Here is a 20,270-nt window from a genome sequence, read left to right on the forward strand (position 1 = left end):
GCTACGATGCCGACATGCCCGCCGCCCTCCTGTACTGCGCCGACCTGCTCCGCCCGCGCCGCCCCGACGAGCATTTCGCCGCCGAAGCGGCACTGGCCGCCGGACTCGGCGCCACGGTCGCGCTCATCGACCACGACGCCCTGACCGGCGGCGACACCGCCCGGGCCGTCGCCCGGGTCCCCGCGAACCTCGGCACGGCCTGGTACCGGGGCTGGATGGCCCGCGCCGACCGGTACGCGGAACTGCACCGCGCGCTCGCCGCTCGCGGCGTCCGCCTCGCCACCGGGCCCGAGCAGTACCGCGCCGCGCACGAACTGCCCGGCTGGCACGGCACGTTCGCCGCGCTGACCCCGGCGAGTCGCTGGATTCCCTTGGGGCAGGGGGAGTTCCCGGCCGCCGACGCGCTGGCCGGTCTCGCGGGGGCGCTGCCGGGCGGGCCGGGGATGGTCAAGGACTTCGTGAAGTCCCGCAAGGACGAGCCGGAGGCGTTCTTCGTCGAGGACCTCGCCGACGTTGCGGCCCTGCGGAGGACCGCCGAGTGCTTCATCGGGCGCCAGGGCCCGGACCTGGCCGGGGGACTCGTGGTGCGCGCCTTCGAAGACTTCGTCGGGATCGGCGGGCGGGCCGCGGAGGCCCGCGTCTGGTGGGTCCGAGGCGAGCCGGTCGTGGTCGGCCCGCACCCGGACCATCCAGAGGCGCTGGTCGAGCCCGACCTCATGGGAGTCACGGAAGCCGTTGCGGCCCTTGGCTGCCCCTTCGTCACCACCGATCTCGCGCAGCGCGCGGACGGGACCTGGCGAGTGGTGGAGGCAGGCGACGGCCAGGTCAGCGACTTCCCCCGCGGCACCGACCCCGAACCCCTCATCCGCGCGCTCATCGGGAGACCGCTGCCGCACCCGATCCACCGTCTCGCGGACGAGGGCCCTCGTCCGAGCGCTTAGCGCGCGAGCATCGCCGCCGCGACCTCCTCGACCGTGCTGTCCGGGAGGGCGGTCGCGGCGTGCTCGAGCACGAGCAGGCGGGCGTCGGGGATCTCGCGGGCGAGGGCTTCGCCGTTGCCGACCGGGAAGAACCGGTTGTTCCGGCCGTGCACCACGAGTGTGGGCACCGCGAGGTCGGGCAGGCGCTCGCGCCAGCGCGGCGTGCAGTCGAGCTTGGCGAAGACCGTGCCCAGCTGGTTGGCCAGCTGGACGGCGGGTTCGGTACCAGGGGTGCGGTCGAAGACGCGTTCGGCGTTCGCGCGGGCGGCGTCGGGGTCGTCGCCGAGGATCGCCGCGCCGACGGCGGCGAAGCGGGCCACGGCGTCCCGGTCGGACCAGTCGGGCATCGGGCGCGAGAAGAGCAGGCCCATCGTCTCCCCGTCGTGGTCGGGGAGGTCCGCGTCGACCGGACCCGGGGCGACGGGCCGGGTCCCGGCGAGGGTGAGGGCCGCGAACGCTCCGGGGTGGTCGAGCGCGGCGACCTGGGCGACCATGCCGCCGACGCCGATGCCCGCCAGGTGCGCGGGCCGCGGGTCGAGGTCGCGGGCGAGGCGGGCGGCGTCGGCGGCGAGGTCGCGCAGCGTGTACGCGGGCGCTTCGGGGTCGACGGTGGTGGAGGCGCCGCAGTCGCGCAGGTCGTAGCGCACGACGTGGCGTCCGCCGGCCGCGAGCGCCCGGCACAGCGCGTCGGGCCACGAGAGCATGGTCGGGCCGCCCGCGAGCAGCACGAGGGGCGCTGCGGGGTCGCCGAAGTGCTCGACTCCGAGCGTGACGTTCTCGGTCATGCATGACTCCTTCGGGTGAGGGCGGCCCGGTGGCCGCACTCATGCCGACGAGATGCGGGGCCGAAAGTCATCGGTGCCCGGGGCGTGGCTACGCGGCGGCGGTGCCGAGGTCCTCCGGCCGCAGGCTCAGCGCCTGCGTGATGGCCATGACGTCCTGGTACTCGCGCCAGTGCAGGATCTCGCCGTCGCGCACGCGCAGGATCGCGATGAAGGCCGCCGAGCCGGCGAGGCCGGTGGTGGTGACCGTGCCGGTGAGTTCGTATTCGACGACGAGGACTTCGGGGTCGGCGGTCTCGAGGGTGGTGATCTCGCGGAACGCCTCGAACCGGAACGGCAGCGGCCGGCTCGCGTAGAACGCCAGCCAGGCCTCGCGGCCTTCGTGGCGGCGCATGCCGGGCGGGGAGAACGGGGTCTCGACGACGATGTCGGCGGCGAGGAGTTCGGCGGGCAGCAGGGTCGGGCCGTGCTCGCTGAGCACGGCTTCCTGCATCCGGCGGTAGACCTCGAGGGGAGTCGCGTGGGACATGATGGTGCCTCCTGAAGTAAACTGAGTAGGACTCGACTTTGAATATAATGAGTGGCACTCACTTTGGCAAGGGGGATGTTCGGATGAGCCGAGACGGCTTGGCGCACAAAGGAGAACGGCCGCTGCGCGCCGATGCGATCCGCAACCGCGCGCGGATTCTGGAGGCGGCCGAGGCGGTGTTCGCCGAGCAGGGCGCATCCGTGGCGACCGATGCCGTCGCCGCGCGCGCCGGGGTCGCGATCGGCACGGTCTTCCGGCACTTCCCCACGAAGCCCGACCTGCTCAAGGCCGTGGTCATGAACCTGCAGGACCGGATCGTCGCCGAAGCGGACGCCATGGTCCGCGACGAGGGCGCCGTGACCGCCCTGTTCGAGTTCTGCTCCCTCGTCATGAACGCCGGCGCGAGCCACCGGGACGTGTTCGAGCGCCTGGCCGAGACCGGGGTGCAGGTGCGCGTGGCCGATGCCCTGGTGCGCCTGCGCCCCGCCGTGGACGTGCTGCTCCAGCGGGCCCGCGGCGGCGGTGCCGTCCGCCCCGACCTGAGCACTGACGAGCTGATCGCGCTCCTCGCCGCGGTGTGCCAGGAGGCGATCGCCGACGACTGGAGCGCGGCGTTCCGCCGCCGCTCGCTCGACCTCCTCTTCACCGGGCTGCGGCCCGAGGGAGGCCGCTAGCGCGCGTCGTCCCGGTCGCGGGGCTTGGTGAAGATGTCGGCCAGGACCCGCAGCGCCATGATCGAGGCGATCAGGAGCAGCGAGAGACCGAGGAACTGGTAGAGCCCGATGTCCTCGGTGACGGCCGGGCCGGTCTCGATCCCGATGAGCATCACGGCCATCACGCCCGCCGCGGCGGCGAGCACGGTGAGCAGGACCTGGTGCAGCCAGTCGGTGATCGCGCGCCGGTCCTCGGCGCGCGAGAACAGCCGGAAGTTCGCGGTGAGCCGCCCGGCCTCGGCCGCGGCGGCCAGGCGGTCGAGGCGGCGGGGGAGCTTGCGCAGCACCGGCAGGAGGTCGGCGGCCTCCTCCACGAGCATGTCCTTGACCGCGGTCGGACGCAGGTGCTGCTCGGCGTAGGCCTCGCCGATGGTGCGCGCCTGCGTCACCAGGTCGAAGCCCGGGTCGATCGCCGTCAGGCATCCCTCCAGTGTGGCCAGTGCGCGGAACACCGCCGCGAGCTCCGGCGGGATCGCGATGCGGAACTTGGCGATGATGCGGAACAGCTCGGTGAACATCCGCAGATCCGGGGCCGATCCGGCCATGAGGTGGCGGGCCATGAACGCGCCCAGCGCGCGCTCGAACGCGGCCTGGTCGAGCTCTGAGGGCCGCGTCGAGACGCTGATGAAGGCGTCGGCCAGCGCCGGCCCGTCCTGCCGGTCCACGGCCGTGAGGATCGCCTGGAGCGAGGCGCGCAGCTCCCGGTCGAGCCGGCCCACCGACCCGAAGTCGATCAGCCCGAGCCGGTCGTCGTCGAGCAGCAGCAGGTTGCCCGGGTGCGGATCGGCGTGGAAGATCCCGTCGATCATGACCTCGTCGAGCATCTCGCGCAGCAGCGAGGCCGCGAGCCGCCCCGGCTCCAGCCCGCGCTCGGCCAGGACCGGCCCGGCGGTCGCGAGCGGGACGCCCGAGAGCCGCTCCATGACCAGCACCCCGTCGTCGGAGAGGTCCGGGTGCGGCCGCGGGACGCCGACCGCGGCGCGGCGCCGGTCGTGCGCGACCGCGACCTGCGCGAGGTTGCGGGCCTCCACGGTGAAGTCGACCTCCTCGCGCAGCGCCGTCGCGAAACCGGCGGCCAGGCCCAGCACGTCCATCGAACGGCCCCAAGCGGTATGGCGGTCGAGCAGGCGCGCGAGCCGCTCGATGATGTCGAGGTCGCGCTCCACCGCCTGCGCGGCGCCGGGGCGGCGCACCTTCACCACCACCGCCTGCCCGCCGTGCAGCACCGCACTGTGGACCTGCGCGATCGAGGCGGCGGCCATCGGCTCGGGATCGAACCGGGAGAACACCTCGCCGACCGGCGCGCCGATCGCCGCCTCGACCAGTTCGGCGGCGGTCGACCCCGGGATCGGCGCCGCCTGGTCCTGCAGCTTCGCCAGCTCGGCGATGTAGGCCGGCGGCAGCAGATCGCGCCGGGTGGAGAGGATCTGACCGAGTTTCACGAAGGTGACGCCCGCGTCGTCCAGCGCCAACCGCAACGAGCGCGCCTGCTCGGGGCCCTGGCCGAGCTGGCGGCGGCCCCGCAGCAGCCCAAACAGGCCGTGCCGGGAGGCGATGGCGAGGATCTGGAGATACCGGCGGGTGCGCCGCAGTCGCGAGCGCATGCCCTTGAACCAGCTCCGCAGCGGCGGGACGGCGCCCGTGGGCAGCACCGCCTCCCACACCACCAGCATGATCATCGCGATCACCGGCGCGCAGAGGAACGCCAGCGCGAGCAGCGCCACCGCCCCCGCCGCCTCGTCGGAGCTCGGCGTCTGGCCCCGGAAGGGCGCGAACAGGGTGGGCACGAGTCCGTACTGGACGATCGTCAGACTGACGACGCTGACGATCATCAACCGCCACAACGTGTACCGCACGTCGAGCAGCCTGGTCGCGGTGTACGCGACGAGCGTGGTGTTGACGGCGAGGCCGAACACGGAGACGAGCAGGACGGTCACGAGGCGGGGCCCTTCGGGTCGAGGCGGGATCCGATGCCGCCACAGGGTACTGCACCACCGCGCCGCTCAACCCGCGGTTGTAAGTGCGCGGTCGCGGCCACCGCCCGGTACTGCGACGGTGCGATCCCGTACTCGCGCGTGAAGGCCTGGCGCAGCGCCTCCGCCGAGGCGAACCCGCAGCGCGTCGCCACCCGGGCCACCGGCAGGTCGGTCGACGCGAGCAGCTGCGCCGCCGCCGTCACGCGCGCCTGCCTGACGAACCGGCCCGGCGTCTGCCGCAGATGCGTGCGGAACAACCGGGTCAGGTGCCGCGGGCTCACCCGCGCCACACCCGCCAGCGCCTCAGTGGACAGGTCGGCGTCGAGCCGCTCGCTGACGTGGTCGGTGACCTTCCGGACCAGGTCGTGGTCGACCGCCGGCGCGGCCGTGAACATGCTCATCTGGGCCTGGTTGCCCGGCCGGTGCAGGTAGGTGACCATGGCCCGCGAGACCCAGCGGGCCAGGTCCGGTCCGTGGTCGGCCTCGATGAACGACAGCGCGAGGTCGAGCGCGCTGGTGACCCCCGCGGCGGTGTAGACGTTCCCGTCCCTGATCCAGATCGGGCGCGGGTCCACTTCGACCTTCGCGTACTGCTCGGCGAGGCGCTTCGCGAAGTGCCAGTGGGTGGTCGCGCGCCTGCCGTCGAGGAGGCCCGCGGCGGCGAGGACGCTCGCCCCGGTGCACAGGGAGGCGATGCGCCCGCTCTCGCGGGCGAGCCGCCGCACGTGGCCCACGAACCGCTCGTCGCCGGCCGCGCGCTCGTGCCCGAGCCCGCCGGAGACGACGAGCGTCCCGATCGGACCGCGCAGGCGCTCCAGTGCCGCCTGGCCGTTGAGAACCAGCCCCGTGGAGCAGGTGATCGGCCGCCCGCCCGGTGTGGCGAGCACGAGGTCGTAGCCGAACGCCGGGTCGATCACCCGGACGGCGTCCAGTGTGGTCGTGACGCACGCGATGTCGAGGAGTTCGGCGTCGTCGTAGCCGACGACGACCACACGGTGGTCTGCCATGCCCTCAGCATAGGTCTGCAAGACCAGGATGCCAAGATTTCGGACCTGCCGACCGCGTCCGGTTGACCGACCCGGGGAGACGCGCGAGGGTGGGTGGAACGGATACCCCCTCTAGGTATGGAGACCGACATGACCGCCACGACCACCGCAGCGCTGCCGCGCTCGACCCACCCGCTCCGCGCCGCTCTGCGGCGCTGGCCCACCGTCGCCGGGATCGTCATGGCCGCCTTCGTGGCCTGGGGTGCGACCTCCGGGGCCGACACCGCGCCGGTCCTGGCCGCCTCCGGGTTCGTCTACCTCGGCTCGGCCGCCTTCCAGAAGCGCGGCGCGGCCTGGCCCGTGTTCTTCCTGTCCTTCGTCGTCATCGGCGCGGCCGGGTTCACGGCCTTCGAAGCGCCCCTGGCCATCTGGGCGCTCGTCGCGATCGCCGTCCTCTTCGCCGCGTTCGGCCTGCTGCGCGGGGCCGCGCGCCCCGCCGAGGGCCTGCCGCTGCAGAGCCTGGCGATGGCCGGCTTCGGCGGGCTCGCGGTCGCGGTCCTCCTGGTCGGCGGGGACCTCGGCCTCTACCTCGTGGCGGCCGGCCTGCTCGGCCACGCCGCCTGGGACGTGTGGCACCACCGCACCGAGCGGGTCGTCTCCCGCTCGCTCGCGGAGTTCTGCGTCGTCCTCGACACCCTTGTGGCCGTCGCGATGGTCGTCGTGGCCCTTCAGCACTGACCTCCGGCATCGATGTGCGGAACGGACCCGGCCCGCGTGGCCGGGTCCGTCGTCGCTACAGCCTCGGGTCGACCGGCTCGGACTCCAGCGCCAGGATGGCGAACACGAACTGGTGGACCCGCCATAGCGGCGCGTCCTGCGCGACGAGGTCCAGGGCCTCGAGGCCGAGTGCGTACTCTCGCAGCGCCTGGGACCGCTTGTGCGTCAGGCGGCGCTGGCGCAGCCGCTCGAGGTGCTGCGGATCGGTGTAGTCGGCGCCGTAGATGATCCGCAGGTACTCCCGGCCGCGGACCTTGAGCCCCGGCTGGAGCTTGAGGCGTGTGTCGAGGACCGGTTTGACGACCATGCCTTCACCGCCGACGGCGCACAGCTCGTGCCACCACTCGGTCGCGCCGGCCTCGTCGGCGGTGCCGAGGGTGACCCAGCGGCGACGCGTCTCGAGCAGCGTGCCGGTCGCATCGGCGGCCACGAGCGCATCGATTGCCTCAAGATGCCAGTCGTGCCGGTGGTCGGCCCGATTCACGCCTTCAGTGGCGAGGATCTGGAACGGTGCGAGTCGCACGCCCTCAAGACCTGAAGTGGGCCAGCAGTACTGCTGGTAGGCGGCGGCGAACGCCTCGATATTGGACAGTCGGGAGGCGGTGCGCGCGGCGAGGTCGGCGACGTCGAGTCCCCGGGCCGCCGCCGCGCTCAGCATCGAGACGGCGGCGGGGAGCGCGGCCGTGCCCGCGGCCGCGACGGACGCGAACTGGTCCTCGATGAGCTCGCGCGCTTTGGTCGACCAGGGGAGCAGCTCGCAGTCGAGCAGCATCCAGTCGGTCTCGAGTTTGTCCCACAGGCCCGCGCTCTCAGCGGCCGCGGCGACTCGGTCGAGGAGTCCGTCGGTCAGGGCGTCCTCTGCGAAGAAGGCACGCCCGGTGCGGGTCAGCACTGCGCCGGCGGGACCGGAGTCGAGCCCGAACCGCTTGCGGGCCGTCCCGGGCTCGCGGCACACCAGGGCCACAGCCCGCGACCCCATGTGCTTTTCCTGGCACACCACGCGATCGGCCTTGCCGCGGTACTGGTCGAAGGCCTGGGCCGGGTGCTCCAGGTAGCCGTCCAGTGAGGAAGCGTCGACGGGGGCCATCGTCGGCGGCAGGTACAGCACGCGTCGAGGATCCTCGGCGAACCGGCTCATCACCTCCAGCGCGGCGGCCGCGTTCTCGGCGCGCACCTTCACCGTCCCCACGAGGCCGGTCGTTAGGTAGCGGTCGCCCGCGACGTCCGCGAAGTCCAACGTGGTCGCGTCGCGGCCGGTCGGCGCGTGCATCGGTCGCACCGGCTCGTACCACTCTTGTTCGGCCGCGACGGAGACGAGCTCCCGCTCGGGGTAGCGCAGTGCCGTGAGCCTGCCGCCGAAGCAGCAGCCGGTGTCGAGGCAGATGGTGTTGTTGACCCATTCCGGCTCGGCGGTCGGCGTGTGCCCGTAGACGACCATGGCCTTGCCGCGGTAGTCCTCTGCCCAGGGCAGGCGGACGGGCAGGCCGTACTCGTCGGACTCGCCGGTGGTGTCGCCGTAGAGCGCGAAGGAACGCACCTTGCCCGATGCCCGGCCGTGGTACGCCTCCTTCAACCCGGCGTGGGCCACGACCAGGTTGCCGCGGTCGAGCCGGTAGTGGCTCACCAGGCCGTCCATGAACGACCTCGCCTTGGCGTTGAACTCCTCGCTTTCACCGCCGAGTTGCTCGAGCGACTCCGCAAGGCCGTGAGCCACCCTGACCTTGCGTCCGTCGAGGGCCCGCACGAGCTTCTGTTCGTGGTTGCCGCACACACTGAGCGCGTCTCCTGCCGCGACCATGCCCATGACCAGGCGGAGCACGCCGGGGGTGTCCGGGCCGCGGTCGACGAGGTCGCCCACGAAGACGGCCTTGCGGCCCTCCGGGTGCGCGGCGCCGACCGCGCGGCCCTCCTCGTCACGCTCGATCGCCCACCCCAGTTCGCTGAGCAGCGTCTCGAGCTCGGCACGGCAGCCGTGCACGTCGCCGATGATGTCGAAGGGGCCGGTCTCGTCGGTCTTGTCGTTCCAGGACTTGGCGTATTCGATGCGGGCGTGCTCGATCTGATCGACGCCGTTGAGCCGGTGGACGCGCCGGAACCCCTCCTTGTTGAGGCCCTTGAGGCTTCGCTTGAGGTCGCGGTGGTGGCGGCGGATCACGGCCTCGCCGAAGTCGCGATCGGACCGAGCGGCGTTGCGTTCGGCGGCGAGGCCGGGCTCGACGTCGAGGACGATCGCATCGACCAGGACGTGGTGCTCCTTTGCGAGTTCGACGAGTGAGGCCCGGGCCTTCGGCTGCACGTTGGTGGCGTCCACGACCGTGAGCAGACCGCGGCGCAGCCGCACGCCCGCGATGTGGTGGAGCAGGTCGAACGCCTCGGTGGTGGCGGTCTGGTCCGACTCGTCGTCGGAGACCAGGCCCCGGCAGTAGTCGGAGGAGATCACCTGCGTGGGTTTGAAGTGCCGCGCCGCGAAGGTGGACTTGCCGGACCCGGACACGCCGATGAGGATGACGAGCGACAGCTCGGGAACGCTGATCGTCGTCGGCTCGATCTCGTTGTCAGACACGGTCGAACACTCCCATCTGGGTCGGGGCTCCGGCGATCGGATCGGTGTCGCCGACCCCTTCGATTCGTACGCGGTAGCCGTACTGCGCGGCGGTGGCCTCGGCCCAGGCCGCGAAGTGCGGCCGGTCCCACTCGAACCGGTGGTCGGCGTGGCGCATCTGGTGGTCTTCGAGGCCGTACTGCGCGTTGTACTCCGCGTTCGGGGTCGTCACGATCACCGTTCGCGGCTGCGCCTCGCCGAAGACCACCCTTTCCATTGCGGGCAGTCGGCCGGCGTCGAGGTGCTCGACGACCTCCATGAGGACCGCGGCGTCGAATCCCGCGAACCGCTTGTCGCGGTAGACGACCGACCCTTGGCGGAGCTCGAGCTTCGCCGCTTGGCGCTCGGGCATCCGCTCGACGTTCAGATGGCGCTCGGCCTGAGCGAGGGCGCGCGAGGAGACGTCGACGCCGGTGACGCGAGTGAGCTGCTGCTCCTTGAGCAGTGGAGCGAGCAGCTTGCCCGAGCCGCAGCCCAAGTCGATCACCGAGGTCGCGCCGCTCTGGCGAACCGCGTCGAGGACGGCGGCGATTCGCCGCCGGTGCAGCGGAGGCGTGCGCTCGACGCCGGCGCTGTTCGTCGGCGGCTCCCCGCCCTCGAGCGGTGCGGCCTCTTCGTCGAGGGGCGTTTCGAGGTCGGCGGTGGAGCCTTCGGCTTCCGCCAGCCGGGTGAGCGCGGCGCGCTCGTAGGACCTGCGGTGCGCGAGGTACCGCTGCGTGATGAGGTTTCGCTTCGGGTGGGACGCGAGCCAATCACCGCCGGATCGCACCAGCTTGTCGACCTCGCCGATATCGACCCAGTAGTGCTTGGCGTCGTCCAGCACGGGCAGCAGCACGTACAGCTGGCTCAGGGCGTCCGAGAGCCGCGCCTCGCCGCGCAGGCGTAGGCGCACGTGGCGGGAGTCGGTTGCAAAGCCGGGCAGCGGTACCGCCTCGGCCCGGACCTCCCAGCCCAAGGGTGCGAACAGTGCTTCGACGAGGTCGGGGCCGCCCTTGCACGGGACGGCGGGCAGTTCGATCTCGAGCGGGAGGCGGGCCGCCGCGAGTTCGGGACGGGACTCGCTCACGCCGCTGCGGGCGGTCGAGAACACCTTGCCGAGTGCGACTGCCATCAGCGAGGAGGCCGCGTAGGGCCGGTCGTTCACATACTGCTGCAGGGAGGCGTCGCCGGATCGCCCGTATGTCTTCGCCAACCGGACCGGGTCGACCTCCAGCAGGAGCGCGGCGGTGCAGCGCGCCGCCGTCGCTTCAGGGTAGAAGACCCAGGCGGTGCCGAAGGACTGCTCGAACGCCTGCACGTTCGCGGGGTTCTTGCGCAGCAGCCAGCCCAGGTCGGTCGCGGGCCGGGCCTCGGTCGCGGAGGTGGTCGAGATCGTGAGGAGCACCCGCTGATCATGCCATCGGCTCCTCATCGCGGCGAGTCGGTTTCGGACGGTCCCACGCGGCGTGCTGCGGGGGTTGGCTTTGGGAAGCGATTGCCCTATGATCGCATTGACAAATATAAATGCCCGGATTGCTGAGGAAACTCCCGGCATGTCTCAGCGTCCGGCCCTCCCATGGAGTCGACATGTCAATGCACATCGAAAGCCGTCCGCGGCGCAGACGGCGTCTGGCGACGGTGCTGGCCGCCGTCCTGAGCGGCGTGATCGCCGCGGCCGGGGCCTTCTTCGTCACGACCGGTGCGCAGGCGGTGGAAACCGGTGTCTGGTACCAGCTCGAGTCCCGGCACTCGGGGCTCGTCATGGGCATCCGCGGCGCCTCCACCGCCAGCGGCGCCGAACTCGTCCAATGGGCCGCCAACGGTTCCCAGGACCAGCAGTTCCGCTTCGTGGACGCCGGCGGCGGCTACTTCAAGATCCAGGTGCGGCACTCCGGGATGGTCCTGGACGTGGCGGGCGCGAGCCGCGCCGACGGGGCCACCGTCCAGCAGTGGGGCGACGGCGGCACCGCCAACCAGCAGTGGAAGGTCACCGAGAGCGGCGGCTACGCCACGATCGTCAACCGCGCCTCCGGCAAGGCGCTCGACGTGTGGGGGCGGTCCACCGCCGAAGGCGCCCGCATCTCGCAGTACACGCCCAACGGCGCGGCCAACCAGCAGTGGGAGCTGACCCCGGCGGACGGCGCGGTGGAGGCCGACTTCGTGGTCGCCCTCGACGGCTCCGGCACCCACACCACCGTGCAGGCGGCCGTGAACGCCGCGCCCTCCGGCTCGACCATCCTCATCAAGCGGGGCACCTACAAGGGCAACGTCACCGTGCCCTCCTCCAAGACCGGGATCACCTTCATGGGGGCCACGGGCAACGCCGCCGACGTGGTCATCCACGACAACCGGTGCGCGAGCTGCAGCAACGGCTCCGGCGGGACGTGGGGGACCAGCGGCAGCGCGAGCGTGCTCCTGCAGGGCGCGAACTTCACCGCCGAGGACCTGACCTTCGCGAACACCTACGACGAGGCCGCGAACGGCAGCAGCCAGGCCGTCGCCGTCAAGGTCCAGGGCGACCGCATGGTCTTCGACAACGTCCGCTTCCTCGGCAACCAGGACACGCTCCTGACCGACTCCCCTTCGGCCGCAACGGTCTCGCGGCAGTACTACCACAACTGCTACGTGGAGGGCGACGTCGACTTCATCTTCGGGCGCGGCACGGCCGTGTTCGACGACTGCCGCATCCACTCGCTCAACCGCGGCTCGACCTCGAACAACGGCTACGTGACCGCCGCGAGCACCGAGATCAGCAACCGGTACGGCCTGCTGTTCTACCAGTGCGACATGACCAGCAACGCCCCGTCGAACTCGGTCTACCTCGGGCGGCCCTGGCCCGCAGGCGGTTCCACGACCGCACGCGGCCAGGTCCTCTACCGCGAATCCAACCTCGGCGACCACTTCCGCGACGACCCGTGGACCGACATGTCGGGTCTGAGCTGGCGTGACGCCCGCTTGAGCGAGTACGAGAACTACGGCCCGGGCGCGGGCGTGAATGGCAACCGCCCGCAGATGTCCGATGCCGACGCCTTGAACTACGAACCCGTCGACTACCTGCGGGGCACCGACGGCTGGAACCCGATCCGCTGACCTGAGCACCGAACGCGGCCCGTCCGATCCGGACGGGCCGCGTTCGCGCGCCGAACCGGCACGGATTTCTGCGCCGAACCGCGCCGCCCGGCTGCGCCCGGTGGTTGTCTGGAGGCACCGCCGACAGCCACGAGCCGGGACGCGCAGCGCCCGGGCGACAAGGAGCAGAGCATGTCCAAACCGAAACCGATACCCGACGAGTACCCGCGTGTGACGCCGTACCTGCACGTCCAGGGCGCGGCCGAGGCCATCGAGTTCTACAAGACCGTGCTCGGCGCGGGCGAGCGGGGCCGCATGGCCGGCCGCGACGGCACCGGCGTCGGCCACGCCGAGCTCGAGATCGGCGACTCGATGATCATGCTGTCCGACGAGGCGCCCGAGATGGACGCGTACGCCCCCGGGCACTTCGGCGGTACACCCGTGTCGCTCCACGTGTACGTCGAGGACGTCGACGCGGTCTTCGCCGCGGCCCTCGCCGCCGGCGCGAAGTCCCTCAGCGAGGTCACCGACCAGTTCTACGGGGACCGGTCCGGCACCTTCGAGGACCCGTGGGGCCACAAGTGGCACGTCTCCAGCCACATCGAGGACGTCCTTCCCGAGGAGATGGAGCGCCGCGCCGCCGCGCAGGCCCAGCAGGGCTGACCGCAGCCCGGGCGCAGCGAGGGGCGGCCCGTCCGGAATCCCGGACGGGCCGCCTGGAATGCGGTCTTAGAGCGTCACCACCCGGCCGCCCAAGGTCACGACCAGCTTGCCGGTCGAGTCGAAGGACCAGCCCAGCGCGCCCGAGAAGTTCGCGCAGCGCGAGCCGTTCGAGCCCGACCAGAACTGGTTCGAGCCGTCCGAGTTCCCGCTGATGCTGTCGTTCGTGCCGCCGCTGAAGAAGCACGACGTGTTGTTGCGGAACACGTGCGAGCCCGAGCTGAACTGGAAGTTCCGCTCCTCGCTGTCGATGCTCAGGTTGTTCGACATCGTGATCGAACCCGGGTTGGAGTTGAACGTGAACCCGTGCTGGCCGTTGTCGAACGCGATGCTCCGCACCACCGTGTGGTTGATCGGCACGTTCTCGCCGCCCAGCTTGTACCCGTTGCGGTCGCCGTTGCTGTACACCGTGCCGTTGGAGAGGGTGCCGTTGCGGTACGACAGCGAGTCCTCGATCCGCACCGTCCCGATCGGGTCGTAGTCCGAGTACGTGTAGAGGTCCCAGCCGTCGTCAGCGTTGTTGTGCGCCACCGCGTACCGGAAGACGTTCCCCGGCCCCACGGTGAGCTTCGCGGCGAACCCGTCGGCGTCCTCCCCGTCGGAGTCGGCGTTGTCGTGCGACTCGGCGCTGATGATGAGGTTGTTCGCCGGCCACGAGGCCGTGGTGCTGGTCGAGGACTGGCGCGAGAGTTGGACCCCGCTGTCGCGGTTGTAGCGGGTGAGCGTGCGCTCCAGGATGTTGTTGCTGCCGCTCACGAAGATGCCGTTGTCACCGGCGCGCTCCACCGTGAGCCCCTTGAGGTGCCAGTAGTTCGCGTACAGCGCCAGACCCCGGTTCGCCGACGCCTCGGACTGCGCCGAGAAGTTCAGCACCGGCCGCTCGCCCGGGTAGGCCGCGAGCGTCGTGCGGGCGCTCGAGGAACCGCTGTCCTGGTCGATGACCACGGTCGAGGAGTAGTTGTACGTGCCCCCTCGCATGTAGATGGTCCCGCCCGCGTTCACCCGGCTCAGCGCCGAGGCCAGCGTGGTCGGGCTCGCCTCCGTGCCCGCGGCCGAGTCGGACCCGCCGGGGGCCACGTAGATCGCGTTCCCGGCGGGCGGCGGGGTCGTGGGCCCGGTGCCGCCGACCTCGAAGTCCAGGGAGTCGATGTTGGCGAGGCCGTCGCCGCTCGTGGCGGTGAGGCGGATCGTGTTGGTGCCGGCGTTGACCGGCACGGTCAGGGTCTTGGTGGACCAGGTGGTCCACGACCCGGTGCCGCCGAAGGCGCTGGCGGACTGGGCGACCGAGCCGTTGACGGTGATGTCGGCGGCGCGGGTGGCGGTGGTGCCGTTGGCGTACCGGATGCCAAGGGTGGCGGTGCCCGCGCTGGCCGCGTTCACCGTGAACTGGGCCGTGGCCCCTGTCGCGTTGGGGGTGTTGCAGAACCCGCTGCCGGAGTACCCGGCGTTGTTCGAGTCGATGGTGCCGGAGCACGTGGCCGGCGAGGTCTCGGCCTCGTACCGGACGGGGGCGGCGGAGGCGGCGTTCATGGCGACCAGGGTGGCCGCGGTGGCGATGATGCCGGCGAACCCGGCCACGAGTGCGGTGCGCACGCTTCTTCGACGAGACATGTTGCTTCCCTTCGCAACTTCGTTGTCGCTCCATCTATTGACGGCTCGGAGGCTTCACCGGGCCGGAGGTGTGAGGGCCTCCGGGCCCGTCCGATCAAAGATCGAAATGTTTCGATCAATCGGTTGCCATGAGCGTATGGAAAGGGCTTTCTTCTGTCAAGTGCGCAAATCAGGCATTCTCGATCCGCCTGCGCGAGCGCTCCGGAAACTCTTTCTTGGGAGCGATTGACAAAGTTGAGTGTCCCAACTTAATGTGGTATCGAGGATGTTCGATGGCTTCTCGCGATCGCGCGTCCCACCCGGCAGTCATAGTGGACAAAAGGAGTGCCATGCAAGGGGTCAAGCGACGAACCCGCAGGTGGATAGCCCTGGTGATGATGGCGGTCGCCACTATGGCGGCCGGACTCGGCATCCTCGTCCCCTCGGTCGCGTACGCGGCCGAAGGGTGCAAAGTGGATTACAAGGTCGCCAGCCAGTGGGGCGGGGGCTTCACCGGCGACGTCAAGATCACCAACCTCGGCGACGCGATCAACGGCTGGTCCCTCGCGTGGACCTTCCCCAACGGCCAGCGCGTCACCCAGGTCTGGAACGCCACCACCACCAACGCCGGCGACCAGGTCACCGCCAAGAACATGGGCTACAACGGCGCCATCGCCACCAACGGCTCGGTCTCCTTCGGCTTCAACGGCTCCTGGTCCGGCTCCAACGGCGTGCCCACCGAGTTCAAACTCAACGGCGCCGTCTGCACCGGCACCGTCGGCGAGCCCAGCACGCCGCCCACCTCCACGCCGCCCCCCACCGGCGGCGCGACCGCCATGGAGACCGTCGCGGCCATGGAGCCGGGCTGGAACCTCGGCAACACCCTCGACTCCGTCGGCGCCGACGAGACCGCCTGGGGCAACCCGCGCGTCACCCAGGCGCTGGTCGACAACATCGCCGCCCAGGGCTATAACAGCATCCGCATCCCCATCACCTGGGACAACCACCAGTCCAAGACCGCGCCGTACGCCGTCGAGGACGCCTACCTCGACCGCGTCGAAGAGGTCGTCGGCTACGCGCTCAACGCCGACCTGCACGTCCTCATCAACATCCACCACGACTCGTGGATCTGGATGGCGGACATGAACACCAACCGCACGGTCGTCGAGGCCCGCTACGAGGCCATCTGGACCGAGCTGGCGACCCGCTTCCGCGACGCGCCGCCGGAGGTCCTGTTCGAGAGCGTCAACGAGCCGCAGTTCAACAATGTGGACGACGCGACCGCCGAGGCCCTCCTGGACGACCTCAACGTGCAGTTCCACGAGATCGTGCGCGGCTCCGGCGGCGGCAACGCCACCCGCGTGCTCGTGCTGCCGACCCTGCACACCAGCGCCGACCAGGACCACCTGGACGCGCTGAGCACCACGATCGCCTCGCTGGACGACGAGAACATCGCCGCGACCGTCCACTTCTACGGCTTCTGGCCGTTCAGCGTGAACGTCGCGGGCTACACGAAGTTCAACGCCGAGGTCCAGGCGGACATCGAGGGGTACTTCAACCGGGCCTACAACGAGTTCGTCGCGAACGACATCCCGGTGATCGTCGGCGAGTGGGGCCTCCTGGGCTTCGACGCCCACACCGGCACCGTCGAGCAGGGCGAGAAGCTGAAGTTCTTCGAGTACGTCGGCTACTACGCCAGGCAGAAGGGCCTCACCCTCCAGCTGTGGGACAACGGACAGCACTTCGACCGGGCCACCTACCAGTGGCGCGACGCCGAGCTCTACAACATGATGAAGGCCAGCTGGAGCACCCGCTCGGGCACGGCCTCCACGGACCAGGTGTACGTGGCGAAGGCGGGCGCCGTCGCCGACGTCTCCCTGACCCTGAACCTGAACGGCACCACGTTCCAGGGCCTGCGCCTGGGCACCCAGAACCTGGTGCAGGGCACCGACTACACGATCTCGGGCTCCACGCTCACGATCAAGGCGAGCAGGCTCACCAGCCTCCTCGGCGACCGCAGCTACGGGGTCAAGGCGAACCTGCACGCGGTGTTCTCGCAAGGGGTGCCGTGGCGGATCAGCGTCATCTCCTACGACCAGCCCACGATGTCGGCCGCGTCCGGCGCGTCGAGCACCTTCGCGATCCCGACCCAGTTCAAGGGCGACCAACTGGCGACCATGGAGGCGAAGTACGCGGACGGCACCAACGCCGGCCCGCAGAACTGGACCTCCTACAAGGAGTTCGCCCGCGCGTTCAGCCCCGACTACACCGCCGGCACGATCAGCCTGCCGACGGCGTTCTGGAACGACGTCAACGACGGCCAGAAGGTCACGCTGACGTTCCACTTCTGGAGCGGCAAGACCGTCACCTACTACGTGACCGAATCCGGCGGCAACGTCACCGGCTCGCTCACCTGACCTAGCGCAAAGGAGCGGCCCCGGCACGCGGCGTGCCGGGGCCGCTTTGCGTTGCTCTGCAACCGGTTCGATACTTCAGGAAAAGCATGGGAGCGGTGCAACTCCTGGCGTCGCATCGGCGTATTGATAGGTGACGATCCCCAACGTCCACAACGGCCTCGGCCGTCCTGACAACTGGAGACTGCATGTCGATCCGATCATCGAAGCTCCTCGTCCGCGCCTGCACGGCGCTCGCCGCCGCGCTCCTGGCGGGCTTCGCACTGGCCCCCGGCGCGGCCCAGGCCGCATCCGCCGGCACCGCGTTCTGGAAGGACCCCGACTCGATCTACAACGGCGGCCGCGCCGAGAGCTCGAGCTCGGGCGAGAACCTCGCACTGCTCGACTTCCGCGCCGACGGCTGGGGCACCCGCGCCCAGCTCCAAGTGAAGACCCTGGACCCGGCCGGGTACTGGTACTGGAAGAACACCGGCCCCGTCTGCTTCGACGACACCAGCACGAGCAACTCCGCCGGCGGCATGACCGTCTGCGACAGCAACGTCGCCGAAGGGGCCAAGTACCGCATCCACATCTGGGCCTCCAGCGGCGGCACCTACAAGTGGCACAACTACAGCGGCGAGATCACGGCCTAAGGCGATTGCGCTGAGCCGCGAAGCGGTTCGGAGCGGCCCTGGCGTTGGGGGCCAGGGCTGCACGCGGCGAGTGCCGCCGCCTCAGGGCTCACCGCAACCGAGCACCGCGTCGAGGAGCCCGGGGAAGACCGCATCGACCTCCATGCGGCGCAGCGTGTTCAAGCGGGAGGTGCCGGCGTAGCGCTGGCGGATGAGCCCGGCCTCGCGGAGCACGTTGAAGTGGTGGGTCGCGGTCGACTTGCTCACGGCGATGTCGAAGGTCCCGCAGGCGCGGTCCTCCCCGGAGTCGTAGAGCTCGCGCAGGATGCCGCGCCGCACCGGGTCCACGAGGGCCTCCAGCACCTGCTGGAGCGGCACGTCGCCGACCTCCGGGTGCACGGATGTCCGTCCCCGCTCCTGCTGTGCCGTCGCCATCATCGACCTCCCTGCTCCATCATACGATCCTCATCGAAGTATGATCACGATCGAACTTCGATCACGATCGTACCAATGAGTTGAAGGAGCAGGACATGGCGAAGACGGTGCGCTTCCACGAGTACGGCGGTCCCGACGTGCTGCGCGTCGAGGACGCCCCGGCGGGCGAGCCCGGCCCGGGCGAGGTGCTGGTGCGGATCGAGGCCGTGGGGCTGAACCGGGCCGAGGCGCTGTTCCGCAGCGGGGTGTACATCGAGCAGGCGCGGTCGTTCCCGGCCCGGCTGGGCGCCGAGGCCGCCGGGGTCGTCGAGTCGCTGGGCGAAGGGGTCACCGGTTTCCGTGCGGGCCAGGCCGTCAGCGTGATCCCGACCTTCTCGATGAACGACTACGGCGTGTACGCCGAGCGGGCCGTCGTCCCGGCCGCCTCGCTCATCGCCCGGCCTGACTCGGTCGACGCCGTCGCGGGCGCTGCCGTGTGGATGCCGTACCTCACCGCCTACGGGGCGCTCGCCCAGGTCGGCGGCATGCGGCCCGGTGACACCGCCGTGATCACCGCGGCCTCCAGCAGCGTGGGGCTCGCCGCGATCCAGATCGCCAACCGCCTCGGCGCCGTCCCGATCGCGACCACCCGCTCGCAGTCCAAGAAGGATGCCCTCCTCAAGGCCGGTGCGGCCGACGTGATCGTGACCGACGAGGAGGACGTGACTGCGCGAGTCCTGGACCGCACCGGCGGGCGCGGCGCGGAGTTCGCCTTCGACGCCGTCGCCGGTTCCGGCGTCACCGCGCTCGCGAAGGCCGTCGCCCCCGACGGGACCCTGTTCCTCTACGGCGCGCTCTCGGGCGAGCCGACGCCCTACCCGGGCTTCGACCTGGGCATGCCCGCGCTGAACATGCGCACGTTCCTCGTGCACGAGACCACCCTCAACGCCGAGCGGCTGCGCACGGCCGCCGCTTTCATCGCCTCGGGCCTGCGGGACGGCGCGTTCACGCCCACGATCGACCGGGTGTTCGCGCTCGACGACATCGCCGAGGCCCACCGGCACATGGAGCGCGGCGCCCAGTTCGGGAAGCTCGTCGCCGTCCCGTAGGGCTCAGCGGGTGGACTCGCGGACCTTCAGCTCGAACGGGGCGGTGTGGTCCTCGGGGGGCCGGGACGGGTCCTCCAGGCGGGAGGCGATGAGCTCGACCGCCTTCTCGGCCATCCAGCGGTGCCCCGGTGCGATCGTGGACAGCGAAGGGGTCAGGAACTCGCTGACGGAGATGTCGTCGAAGCCGACCACGCGCACGTCCTCGGGGCAGCGCAGGCCGAGGTCGGTCAGGCCGCGCATGACGCCGATCGCGACGGAGTCGGTGATGGCCACGACGCCGTCGAAATCGACGCCCGCCTCGTGCAGGTCGTGGATCGCCCGGCGGCCGGTCTCCTGCCCCATGCCCGACAGGCACACCAGCGCCGGGTCCACGGGGATCCCCGCCGCCTTCAACGCCTCCGTGTAGCCCCGGTAGCGGCGCGAACCCACGTGCACGCCTTCGAGGCTCCACCCGGTCACGTTGGCGATGCGGGTGCACCCGCGCTCGATCAGGTGCTCGGTGGCCGCGCGCGACCCGGCCTCGTTGTTCATGCCCACGTGGTCGATGGACTGCCCGTAGTCCCGTTCGCCGAGCATCACGATCGGGAAGTCGGCCCACGTGTGGGCCTGCTCCCGCGGATCGATGATCACGGCGCTGATGATGAGCCCGTCGAACTGCAGCCGGTGCGACTGCGAGATCGCCTCGGCCTCGCCTTCGGCGGCCGCCCCGGTCTGCTCGATGGCCACGTGGAAGCCCTTGGCGGCGGCCGCGGCGATCACATGCTCGCCGAGCACGCCGAAGTACGGCTGGTCGACGCCGGGGACGGCGAGGCCGATGACCCCGGTGCGCCCGGCCTTGAGCGTGCGGGCGTTGACGTTGAGGCGGTAACCGGACTGCTGGACGGCTTCGAGCACGCGCCGGCGCACGGGGTCGCTCACCCCGGGCCGGTTGTTGACCACATTGGATACCGTCATCTTCGACACCCCGGCCAGCCGCGCCACGTCGCTCATCGTCACCATCGGTTACCGCCTCTCATGCT

General features: G+C 70.8%; 17 protein-coding genes. 8 read left to right on the forward strand and 9 right to left on the reverse strand.

Annotated features, from left to right (window positions below):
• Positions 1–14: 14 nt before the first annotated feature.
• Complete coding sequence (locus QWI33_RS18735; protein ID WP_289958674.1) at positions 15–941, forward strand: ATP-grasp domain-containing protein; 927 nt, start codon at positions 15–17, stop codon at positions 939–941.
• Here QWI33_RS18735 and QWI33_RS18740 read toward each other — a convergent pair.
• Together QWI33_RS18740 and QWI33_RS18745 are read right to left on the reverse strand one after the other, a co-directional pair.
• Positions 938–1,765: an alpha/beta fold hydrolase gene (locus tag QWI33_RS18740; protein ID WP_289958675.1), complete on the reverse strand. Its 828-nt coding sequence runs from the start codon at positions 1,763–1,765 to the stop codon at positions 938–940. The two genes, QWI33_RS18735 and QWI33_RS18740, sit on opposite strands and share 4 nt — an antisense overlap.
• Positions 1,766–1,853: 88 nt before the next feature.
• Positions 1,854–2,291: a nuclear transport factor 2 family protein gene (locus tag QWI33_RS18745; RefSeq protein WP_289958676.1), complete on the reverse strand. Its 438-nt coding sequence runs from the start codon at positions 2,289–2,291 to the stop codon at positions 1,854–1,856.
• Positions 2,292–2,389: 98 nt separating this feature from the next.
• On the opposite strand from QWI33_RS18745, the gene QWI33_RS18750 reads away from it, so the two are divergent.
• Positions 2,390–2,965 (forward strand): TetR/AcrR family transcriptional regulator, encoded by a 576-nt coding sequence (locus QWI33_RS18750; protein ID WP_289958677.1) that lies wholly within the window; start codon positions 2,390–2,392, stop codon positions 2,963–2,965.
• On the opposite strand, the gene QWI33_RS18755 is transcribed toward QWI33_RS18750, so the two are convergent.
• A complete protein-coding gene (locus QWI33_RS18755) occupies positions 2,962–4,941 on the reverse strand; it encodes an ABC1 kinase family protein (protein WP_289958678.1) in 1,980 nt (659 codons plus the stop codon). The genes QWI33_RS18750 and QWI33_RS18755 overlap by 4 nt on opposite strands.
• Positions 4,938–5,987: a GlxA family transcriptional regulator gene (locus QWI33_RS18760; RefSeq protein WP_289958679.1), complete on the reverse strand. Its 1,050-nt coding sequence runs from the start codon at positions 5,985–5,987 to the stop codon at positions 4,938–4,940. The genes QWI33_RS18755 and QWI33_RS18760 overlap by 4 nt, the downstream gene beginning before the upstream one ends.
• Positions 5,988–6,116: 129 nt before the next feature.
• Between QWI33_RS18760 and QWI33_RS18765 the strand changes: the two genes are divergently transcribed.
• A complete protein-coding gene (locus QWI33_RS18765; protein ID WP_289958680.1) occupies positions 6,117–6,704 on the forward strand; it encodes a hypothetical protein in 588 nt (195 codons plus the stop codon).
• A gap of 55 nt (positions 6,705–6,759) precedes the next feature.
• Here the strand turns inward: QWI33_RS18765 and QWI33_RS18770 are convergent, their stop codons facing one another.
• Entirely contained in the window at positions 6,760–9,306 is a 2,547-nt protein-coding gene (locus tag QWI33_RS18770) for a polynucleotide kinase-phosphatase (RefSeq protein WP_289958681.1), read from the reverse strand.
• The gene (locus QWI33_RS18775) at positions 9,299–10,729 is read right to left on the reverse strand and encodes a 3' terminal RNA ribose 2'-O-methyltransferase Hen1 (RefSeq protein WP_289958682.1); all 1,431 of its coding nucleotides are present in this window, start codon (positions 10,727–10,729) and stop codon (positions 9,299–9,301) included. The genes QWI33_RS18770 and QWI33_RS18775 overlap by 8 nt, the downstream gene beginning before the upstream one ends.
• Positions 10,730–10,911: 182 nt before the next feature.
• Here QWI33_RS18775 and QWI33_RS18780 point away from each other — a divergent pair, with 182 nt between their 5' ends.
• A complete protein-coding gene (locus QWI33_RS18780) occupies positions 10,912–12,414 on the forward strand; it encodes a pectinesterase family protein (RefSeq protein ID WP_289958683.1) in 1,503 nt (500 codons plus the stop codon).
• A gap of 171 nt (positions 12,415–12,585) precedes the next feature.
• A complete protein-coding gene (locus QWI33_RS18785; RefSeq protein WP_289958684.1) occupies positions 12,586–13,056 on the forward strand; it encodes a VOC family protein in 471 nt (156 codons plus the stop codon).
• A 66-nt stretch (positions 13,057–13,122) separates the two neighbouring features.
• On the opposite strand, the gene QWI33_RS18790 is transcribed toward QWI33_RS18785, so the two are convergent.
• A complete protein-coding gene (locus tag QWI33_RS18790; RefSeq protein WP_289958685.1) occupies positions 13,123–14,724 on the reverse strand; it encodes a right-handed parallel beta-helix repeat-containing protein in 1,602 nt (533 codons plus the stop codon).
• Between the two features lie 377 nt (positions 14,725–15,101).
• On the opposite strand from QWI33_RS18790, the gene QWI33_RS18795 reads away from it, so the two are divergent.
• Both QWI33_RS18795 and QWI33_RS18800 read left to right on the forward strand, forming a co-directional pair.
• Entirely contained in the window at positions 15,102–17,120 is a 2,019-nt protein-coding gene (locus tag QWI33_RS18795; protein ID WP_289958686.1) for a cellulase family glycosylhydrolase, read from the forward strand.
• Between the two features lie 185 nt (positions 17,121–17,305).
• Complete coding sequence (locus QWI33_RS18800) at positions 17,306–17,749, forward strand: hypothetical protein (RefSeq protein ID WP_289958687.1); 444 nt, start codon at positions 17,306–17,308, stop codon at positions 17,747–17,749.
• Positions 17,750–17,830: 81 nt separating this feature from the next.
• Here the strand turns inward: QWI33_RS18800 and QWI33_RS18805 are convergent, their stop codons facing one another.
• The gene (locus tag QWI33_RS18805; protein WP_289958688.1) at positions 17,831–18,163 is read right to left on the reverse strand and encodes an ArsR/SmtB family transcription factor; all 333 of its coding nucleotides are present in this window, start codon (positions 18,161–18,163) and stop codon (positions 17,831–17,833) included.
• Positions 18,164–18,258: 95 nt separating this feature from the next.
• Between QWI33_RS18805 and QWI33_RS18810 the strand changes: the two genes are divergently transcribed.
• On the forward strand, positions 18,259–19,251 hold the full coding sequence (locus QWI33_RS18810; protein ID WP_289958689.1) for a zinc-dependent alcohol dehydrogenase family protein: 993 nt from the start codon (positions 18,259–18,261) through the stop codon (positions 19,249–19,251).
• A gap of 3 nt (positions 19,252–19,254) precedes the next feature.
• Here QWI33_RS18810 and QWI33_RS18815 read toward each other — a convergent pair whose 3' ends face one another.
• Positions 19,255–20,250 carry a LacI family DNA-binding transcriptional regulator gene (locus QWI33_RS18815; protein ID WP_289958690.1) on the reverse strand — a complete coding sequence of 332 codons (996 nt, stop codon included), beginning with the start codon at positions 20,248–20,250 and terminating at the stop codon, positions 19,255–19,257.
• Between the last annotated feature and the right edge of the window lie 20 nt (positions 20,251–20,270).

This window comes from Glycomyces tritici (genome assembly GCF_030403505.1).

Coding starts and splice junctions, on each gene's coding strand:
- QWI33_RS18735 (WP_289958674.1), top strand. CDS start 15: ATGCCCGCCGCCCTCCTGTACTGCGCCGACCTGCTCCGCCCGCGCCGC.
- QWI33_RS18740 (WP_289958675.1), bottom strand. CDS start 1,765: ATGACCGAGAACGTCACGCTCGGAGTCGAGCACTTCGGCGACCCCGCA.
- QWI33_RS18745 (WP_289958676.1), bottom strand. CDS start 2,291: ATGTCCCACGCGACTCCCCTCGAGGTCTACCGCCGGATGCAGGAAGCC.
- QWI33_RS18760 (WP_289958679.1), bottom strand. CDS start 5,987: ATGGCAGACCACCGTGTGGTCGTCGTCGGCTACGACGACGCCGAACTC.
- QWI33_RS18765 (WP_289958680.1), top strand. CDS start 6,117: ATGACCGCCACGACCACCGCAGCGCTGCCGCGCTCGACCCACCCGCTC.
- QWI33_RS18780 (WP_289958683.1), top strand. CDS start 10,912: ATGTCAATGCACATCGAAAGCCGTCCGCGGCGCAGACGGCGTCTGGCG.
- QWI33_RS18785 (WP_289958684.1), top strand. CDS start 12,586: ATGTCCAAACCGAAACCGATACCCGACGAGTACCCGCGTGTGACGCCG.
- QWI33_RS18790 (WP_289958685.1), bottom strand. CDS start 14,724: ATGTCTCGTCGAAGAAGCGTGCGCACCGCACTCGTGGCCGGGTTCGCC.
- QWI33_RS18795 (WP_289958686.1), top strand. CDS start 15,102: ATGGCGGTCGCCACTATGGCGGCCGGACTCGGCATCCTCGTCCCCTCG.
- QWI33_RS18800 (WP_289958687.1), top strand. CDS start 17,306: ATGTCGATCCGATCATCGAAGCTCCTCGTCCGCGCCTGCACGGCGCTC.
- QWI33_RS18805 (WP_289958688.1), bottom strand. CDS start 18,163: ATGGCGACGGCACAGCAGGAGCGGGGACGGACATCCGTGCACCCGGAG.
- QWI33_RS18810 (WP_289958689.1), top strand. CDS start 18,259: ATGGCGAAGACGGTGCGCTTCCACGAGTACGGCGGTCCCGACGTGCTG.
- QWI33_RS18815 (WP_289958690.1), bottom strand. CDS start 20,250: ATGGTGACGATGAGCGACGTGGCGCGGCTGGCCGGGGTGTCGAAGATG.